At 52.5% G+C, this 6,478-nt stretch carries 9 protein-coding genes; 7 read left to right on the plus strand and 2 right to left on the minus strand.

The features are described from left to right. Positions 1–3: 3 nt before the first annotated feature. The 7 genes from RCH87_RS09760 to RCH87_RS09790 all read left to right on the plus strand — a co-directional run bounded on the left by RCH87_RS09760 (position 4) and on the right by RCH87_RS09790 (position 5,288). Positions 4–231 carry a shikimate kinase gene (locus RCH87_RS09760; RefSeq protein ID WP_306516520.1) on the plus strand — a complete coding sequence of 76 codons (228 nt, stop codon included), beginning with the start codon at positions 4–6 and terminating at the stop codon, positions 229–231. A gap of 36 nt (positions 232–267) precedes the next feature. After that, positions 268–1,395, plus strand: coding sequence for a 3-dehydroquinate synthase (gene aroB, locus RCH87_RS09765; protein WP_306516512.1), 1,128 nt, complete (start codon positions 268–270; stop codon positions 1,393–1,395). 24 nt (positions 1,396–1,419) lie between these two features. Then, on the plus strand, positions 1,420–1,875 hold the full coding sequence (gene aroQ / locus RCH87_RS09770) for a type II 3-dehydroquinate dehydratase (RefSeq protein ID WP_306516513.1): 456 nt from the start codon (positions 1,420–1,422) through the stop codon (positions 1,873–1,875). A 140-nt stretch (positions 1,876–2,015) separates the two neighbouring features. Then, entirely contained in the window at positions 2,016–3,107 is a 1,092-nt protein-coding gene (locus RCH87_RS09775; RefSeq protein ID WP_306516514.1) for an aminopeptidase P family protein, read from the plus strand. Positions 3,108–3,306: 199 nt separating this feature from the next. After that, positions 3,307–3,870, plus strand: a complete 564-nt coding sequence (efp, locus tag RCH87_RS09780; RefSeq protein ID WP_306516515.1) for an elongation factor P — start codon at positions 3,307–3,309, stop codon at positions 3,868–3,870. 10 nt (positions 3,871–3,880) lie between these two features. Further along, on the plus strand, positions 3,881–4,432 hold the full coding sequence (gene nusB / locus RCH87_RS09785) for a transcription antitermination factor NusB (RefSeq protein WP_306516516.1): 552 nt from the start codon (positions 3,881–3,883) through the stop codon (positions 4,430–4,432). A gap of 4 nt (positions 4,433–4,436) precedes the next feature. Continuing rightward, positions 4,437–5,288, plus strand: a complete 852-nt coding sequence (locus RCH87_RS09790; RefSeq protein WP_306516517.1) for a PPK2 family polyphosphate kinase — start codon at positions 4,437–4,439, stop codon at positions 5,286–5,288. A 40-nt stretch (positions 5,289–5,328) separates the two neighbouring features. Here RCH87_RS09790 and RCH87_RS09795 read toward each other — a convergent pair whose 3' ends face one another. Together RCH87_RS09795 and RCH87_RS09800 are read right to left on the minus strand one after the other, a co-directional pair. Continuing rightward, positions 5,329–5,796 carry a YbjN domain-containing protein gene (locus RCH87_RS09795; RefSeq protein WP_306516518.1) on the minus strand — a complete coding sequence of 156 codons (468 nt, stop codon included), beginning with the start codon at positions 5,794–5,796 and terminating at the stop codon, positions 5,329–5,331. 11 nt (positions 5,797–5,807) lie between these two features. Continuing rightward, on the minus strand, positions 5,808–6,365 hold the full coding sequence (locus RCH87_RS09800) for a YbjN domain-containing protein (protein ID WP_306516519.1): 558 nt from the start codon (positions 6,363–6,365) through the stop codon (positions 5,808–5,810). Positions 6,366–6,478 lie beyond the last annotated feature (113 nt).

Here is a 6,478-nt window from a genome sequence, read left to right on the forward strand (position 1 = left end):
GTCGTGTTCGTTGACGTTAGCGATGACGTTGGTATTGAGCGAACTACTCGTCCCCATAATCGGCATCAGCGGCCACTGCTCGCCGGTGCTGATGCGAGCACACGCTACCGGAATTTAATGGCGCAGCGGCGCCCGCTGTATCGCGAAGCAGCTGATTATCGTGCACGCACAGATCAGCGCAGTCCGCAACAAGTTGTGGCAGAAATATTAGGCTTTTTGGAAACTTTGTAGGAACGCGTGCGAACAGCAGGAAAGCAGCATTAAGAGATGACATTTAATATTTTTTCTTCGTCGCCAGATGGACACCATCACACCGTGGGGAACGCCGAGATCATCGAGGTTAATGGCCCGAACCCCTATCAGGTAACGGTGGACCGTGGCTTGACTGAAGCTATTGCTGAAAGAACCAAGCACACTGGAGCCCAAAACGTCGGTATTATTCATCAACCGACGATGGCCGCACCTGCTCGACAAGTCGCACGCTCAATAGAAAATTTAGGTCTGCGCGTCCACTTGTTTGCGGTTCCTGATGCTGAAGCCGCAAAATCGCTGGAAGTCGTCGGTGAATTGTGGGATAAACTCGCGGAGCAGAATTTCTCACGGCGTGATGTCGTATTAGGCTTTGGCGGCGGTGCGGTGACAGATCTCGCTGGATTCGTTGCCGCGACGTGGATGAGAGGTATCAAGGTCATTCAGGTGCCGACGACGTTACTCGCGATGGTTGATGCTGCAGTCGGCGGAAAGACTGGAATCAATACGATGCACGGTAAGAATTTGGTCGGCGCCTTCCACGAACCAGACAGCGTTTTTGTCGATTTGGACCGCTTGACGACGCTACCAGAAGAAGAAATAATCGCCGGATCTGCTGAGATCATTAAAACGGGATTCATCAGCGACAGCACCATTATCGAGCGCTACGAACAAGACCCTGCTAAATGCCTCGATCCCGACGGGTTTTTGCCCGAATTGATCACCCGTTCGATAGCGGTGAAAGCCAACGTCGTAGGAATGGATCTGCGCGAATCTGGACTACGTGAAACTCTTAACTACGGGCACACTTTTGCGCACGCGGTGGAATTGCGCGAGAACTTCCAATGGCGCCACGGTTATGCAGTCGCAGTGGGGATGATGTTTGTGGCGCACTTGGCGCATAACCGGAGACTTATCAGCGACGAACTTTTGCAACAACACCGTCGAATTCTTGATTCCGTCGGCTTGCCAGTTAACTATGACTCGGGGCATTTCGACGAATTAGTCGACGGAATGAGCCGAGACAAGAAGAACCGTGATGGAAAACCGCGTTTCGTAGCTCTGACCGGCATTGGTGAATGTACTCGTATTCCGGACGCTTCTGACGATGAATTACGTGTGGCGTATCAGGCAATCTCGCAGTAGTCGCAGGTGCACAAGGGAGAATTGATGTCAACGATCAAACGTCGAACAGTGTTGGTGTTGAATGGGCCAAACCTGAATCGCTTGGGGAAGCGACAACCGGAAATTTATGGCACAACGACGCTCGCAGACTTAGAAGCAGCTTTGGTCGCAGAAGGAAAAACACGCGGATTGGAAGTCATTTGCCGCCAATCTAACGCTGAGTATGAATTGCTCGAATATGTGCACGAAGCAGCAGATAACCAGTGGCCAGTCATCATTAACCCCGGGGGATTCACGCATACTTCGGTAGCCTTGCGCGATGCATTAGCTGAAATCGCAGACCAACGTGGGTTCGTCGAAGTTCATATTTCGAATGTGCACGCCCGGGAATCGTTTCGCAATCATTCCTATCTGTCGCCGATTGCACTCGGGGTAATCGCTGGGCTCGGGATTTACGGTTATACCGCTGCATTGGACTTTTGGGCACAGAGATTGCCGTAGACTTAATGCAGAAAGTTTTTGCTAGAAATATCTTTCCGAGCTTCACATTCCATGATGCACACGCGACAAACACGCGGTCGGCATACTGGAATACAAGGCGCAAAATATCAGACACAATAATTGACGAATAAAGGAGAACCATGGCCTTAGCTGATACCCGTTTTAGCAATCGTCGTCGTAAATTGGCGACAGCAATGTCGGCAGAACGACTCGATGATTTCCTCATCACTCACTTGACGCACGTACGCTATCTGTCAGGATTCTCTGGCTCTAATGGTGCGGTGCTGCTGTCGAAAGATCAGTCCGCCGCGATCAGCACCGACGGTCGCTATTCCACACAAATCAGGGAAGAAGTGCCTGATATCGAACCCGTCATCACTAGCGCGATCACCAAAGAATTGTTGGCCAAGGTAAAAGGGCCGCGTCGTGTGGGTGTTGAATCTGACTTCGTAAGCATCGAGCAATTCAAGCAGCTAGAAAAACAATGCCCTGAAGAAGTCGAGTTGGTTCCAGTCTCGGGGATGATCGAAAAGATTCGTCTGATCAAGGATAATATCGAAATAGAGAAACTCACCGGAGTGGCAGCGCTGGCGTCCCAGGCATTGGAAGATCTGATTTCTGCCGGTGAGATTGGTGCTGGACGGACTGAACGCCAGGTCGCTGCGGACTTAGAATATCGTATGCGTGTTCTTGGTGCGGAGCGCCCAAGTTTCGACACCATCGTTGCCAGCGGCCCGAACGGTGCAAAACCACACCATGGTGCAGGCGATCGCGAGCTCCAAGAAGGTGACTTGGTCACCATTGACTACGGCGCACACCTTGCTGGGTTTAATTCGGACATGACACGTACCGTTGCTGTGGGCAAGGTTGATGATTTCTCTCGTGAAATCTATGAGATCGTGCTTAAAGCGCAGGAAGCTGGCGTGCGCGCAGCCACCCCTGGTACGCCACTGGCAGATATCGACGAAGCCTGCAGGGAAATTATCCGCGAGGCTGGTTACGAAGAATACTTCGTGCACTCCACTGGTCATGGCATTGGGCTTGACGTCCACGAAGCCCCTGCGGCAGCAAGCACAGGCAAGGGCAAGCTTGAGCCAGGTATGACTTTGACCATTGAGCCGGGAATTTATATTCCGGGCAAAGTGGGAGTACGCATCGAAGACACCTTGGTAATTACCGAAGGTAAACCCACAAACTTGTCGACTCCAACCAAGCAGTTGCGCGAGCTATAAGATTTACTCGCAGTTCAACACTGCTGCGCTAAGAAATTCAACACTGCTGCGCTAAGAAAACCGCATTTAAAAAGACTGCCTAGGCCGATGCTTTAATGGCCTGGGCAGTCTCGGTTATACTGGCTGGAGCAAAGATATATTAGACAGCGCCAAGCATTTTTGGTGTTGTTTCAACTGACACATATTGGAGAGTTGTTTCGTGGCTGATACCACTGCATTTAAGAACGGCGTAGTGCTGAAAATCGACAACAAACTGCAACAGATTGTTGAATTCCAACACGTAAAGCCAGGTAAAGGCCCGGCATTCGTGCGCACGAAGCTCAAAGATGTCATGACCGGTAAGGTCACCGATAAAACCTGGAATGCTGGTGCAAAAGCTGAGCTAGCTACGGTTGATCGCCGTGACATGACCTACCTGTACAACGACGGCACCAACTATGTCGTCATGGACGATAAGACCTTTGACCAGGTGGAGCTTGACGCCGAAAAATTCGGACGTGCTGTGGATTTCTTGCTGGAGAACATGCGCATTCAGGTTTCTTTCCACGACAATGAGCCGTTATTCGCTGAACTGCCGATCAACGTTGACCTGAAAGTCGAACACACCGAGCCGGGTCTGCAAGGCGATCGCTCTAGCGGTGGTACCAAGCCAGCTACGCTGGAAACCGGGGCTGAAGTTCAGGTGCCTCTGTTCATTGAAACCGGTAATGTCGTGAAGATTGACACCCGGACTGGCGATTATCTCTCCCGCAGCAATAACTAACGCGCAAGGTATGTCAGATAACAAGAAACGCTCGGCTTCTGGTGCCCGTTTTACGCGTTCGGATAAGCGTTTGCACACCAAGCGCTACCGAGCGCGCCGACGTGCCGCAGACATGCTCTACGAAGCAGAAACCCGAGATCTCGATCCCGTCGCCATCGTCGAAGACCGCGTTGAACTCGCGGGCTGGGCGCAATCGCCTGTGCCGCCGGTTGCTGAGTACACCAAAGAGATCGTCGCCGGAGTAGCCGAACAACTCGACGAAATCGATGAGTTGATTGCTCGCTTCCTGTCCCAGGAATGGGAATTGCGGCGTCTTCCGGCAGTCGACCGTGCGATCATGCGCGTGTCGGCTTGGGAAATATTGTTCAACCCAGAGGTTCCCGCTGCGGTTGCCGTCGTCGAAGGCGTTGAATTGGCAAGCGAGTATTCCACGGATTCCGCTGCACCCTATATTCACGCAGTGCTCGATGATATTGCACAATCTGCATCAGCCGACAACCCGATGCAGCAGGGTAGTTCTCACTCATCCGAGGATGCCGATATCGCGGACGAACAAGATTAAAAACATGGCTTTTAAACCTCGACATGCTGAGCAATTGCGGGCAGTTCCACCGGTGGATCTGTCGGCGATTGCGCCAACGTCGACACCGGGGTTTGTTGGTAGCCCCCGTGGAAAGCGACTGCGACGCAGGTTGCATAAGTTTGATGCTGAGCTGCAAACCCTGCAAGAGCAGCTTTTTGCCCACTCGCGATCGGGTACTCCAGAAACTGCGTCTGTGCTGCTTATTCTGCAGGGGATGGACACTTCAGGCAAAGGCGGAATGATTCGCAATGCCTTGTCGGTTTTCGATCCGCAAGGGCTGCGTCCAGTCAGTTTTGGTGCACCGACAGCAGAAGAACGAGAGCACGACTTCTTGTGGCGTATTAAGAAGCATGTACCGAAGCCAGGCGAGATCGTGGTTTTTGACCGTTCGCATTATGAAGACGTGCTCATCCAACGTGTCGAAGAGATGGCAACACCGGCTGAAATAGAGAGACGGTATGAAGCCATCGTTGATTTCGAGTCTCAGCTAGCAGCCCGTGGCGTCAGCATCATCAAAGTAATGCTGCATATCTCCCCGGAATTTCAGCGGGAAAACCTACTACGACGGCTACGCCGGGACGATAAGCGGTGGAAATTTGATCCCTCAGATATTGCTAACCGCGAAAAGTGGGAGGACTATCAGCGGGCCTATGAGATAGCGATTGATCGCACACACACGGAGGAAGCTCCGTGGTATATCATTCCGGGCGATAACAAGCTTTATGCCCGTACCGCCGTAAAATATTTGGTTTTGCGACGTCTACGTGCAATGAATTTGGAGTGGCCAACGCCGAGCTACGACGTTGACGAAGCATATTCTCGTCTGCGCCGATGAGCATTTTGTGCGCGGCTAAGGCGTTGACCCGCGGTTGTTATTAATTGCTTGCGTCGCCTTGGTCGCGGTGCTCATTGAGCTTGCGCATCTCTTCTGCCGCAGCGACCATCGCATCTTGTGCACGCATGACACCATCGACTGCGGCTTTCAACGCCACTTTCAGTTGCTCGTCGGATATACCTGCGGCAACCACGATGTCGCGTTCCGTGCGCACGAGCAATTTCCCGCTGTGCTCTGCGATTACTGCGCGTGCACCGATTGAGGTGGAATTGATTTGGTTCGCGGCCAAAAATAGGCCTGCATCAGCGCTGTCGTATTCAGTGTCAGTCGCAACCTCAGAGCGCACCACCATCGCCGAACCCAGCACGGCGAAGGTGCACAAGGTATCGTTCAAATTCGCGGTGGCAATTCCTTTATCGTCGACGGGAGTTAGTTCCACGTCGAATTCACGCATTGCTTGCGTTACGCGCTCAATAGTGGCTGGTGCAAGCTGTGTTTCTGTAGTCATAGTTGCTGCTCCTAGTCCTGCTCACTTGAGTTGTTGTTGGCGGTGGGGTGCTCTCCGGCGTCGTGGTGGCCGTCTTTCCACGTGACTGCATCTGGGAATTGTTTTTCTAATGTCTGGAATGATTCCAACACGGCGTCGAGGGTGCTGAGCAAAAATGCCCCCAATTGGTTCCGCGTCATTCCTACACTGACATCAGCTTCTCGTACTGCAGAAATTGCGAGTGCATTGTCGCCTTGCTCAAAAAACCGCAGAGTGGGGGCGAATTGTGCCTGGTTCCATGAATTGACTACTGCGAGGACATCGACCGCTGCGCGTGTGCTCAATTCACCGCGCCACAGGGAATCAGTGATGAGCATGTTTTGGCGTACGCTGATGGCGATAGCAGCGTTGCTAAAGCCCGTGCGCACCACCTTGAGCTGGCTGCCATCTGGCAGTTTCTGCTCTTCGAAGCGGTAGCGCAACCCTTCGGCTTCGAAAATTTCGCCGATGCGTTCAAATGTCACTTCGGCGATATCATCAATGGTTTCCGGTGTGCGTGCCGCATCGTCCGGTGTTGACTGATCCGTCATGTTTTTATCCATTCGCGGTTGGGAATTTCACTAACTCTTGCCACCGTACCGGCAAATAGCCTGTCGCTTCATGCTTTGGGCTGAAACCGTGTACGGGGCCCGTTAGATATTCG

Origin of the sequence: Corynebacterium sp. (assembly GCF_030826625.1) — a bacterium.
Classification (GTDB): Bacteria; Actinomycetota; Actinomycetes; order Mycobacteriales; family Mycobacteriaceae; genus Corynebacterium.

Excerpts from the sequence above, each read along its gene's own strand:
- aroB (WP_306516512.1), top strand. The coding sequence starts at position 268 with ATGACATTTAATATTTTTTCTTCGTCGCCAGATGGACACCATCACACC.
- aroQ (WP_306516513.1), top strand. The coding sequence starts at position 1,420 with ATGTCAACGATCAAACGTCGAACAGTGTTGGTGTTGAATGGGCCAAAC.
- RCH87_RS09775 (WP_306516514.1), top strand. The coding sequence starts at position 2,016 with ATGGCCTTAGCTGATACCCGTTTTAGCAATCGTCGTCGTAAATTGGCG.
- nusB (WP_306516516.1), top strand. The coding sequence starts at position 3,881 with ATGTCAGATAACAAGAAACGCTCGGCTTCTGGTGCCCGTTTTACGCGT.
- RCH87_RS09790 (WP_306516517.1), top strand. The coding sequence starts at position 4,437 with ATGGCTTTTAAACCTCGACATGCTGAGCAATTGCGGGCAGTTCCACCG.
- RCH87_RS09795 (WP_306516518.1), bottom strand. The coding sequence starts at position 5,796 with ATGACTACAGAAACACAGCTTGCACCAGCCACTATTGAGCGCGTAACG.
- RCH87_RS09800 (WP_306516519.1), bottom strand. The coding sequence starts at position 6,365 with ATGACGGATCAGTCAACACCGGACGATGCGGCACGCACACCGGAAACC.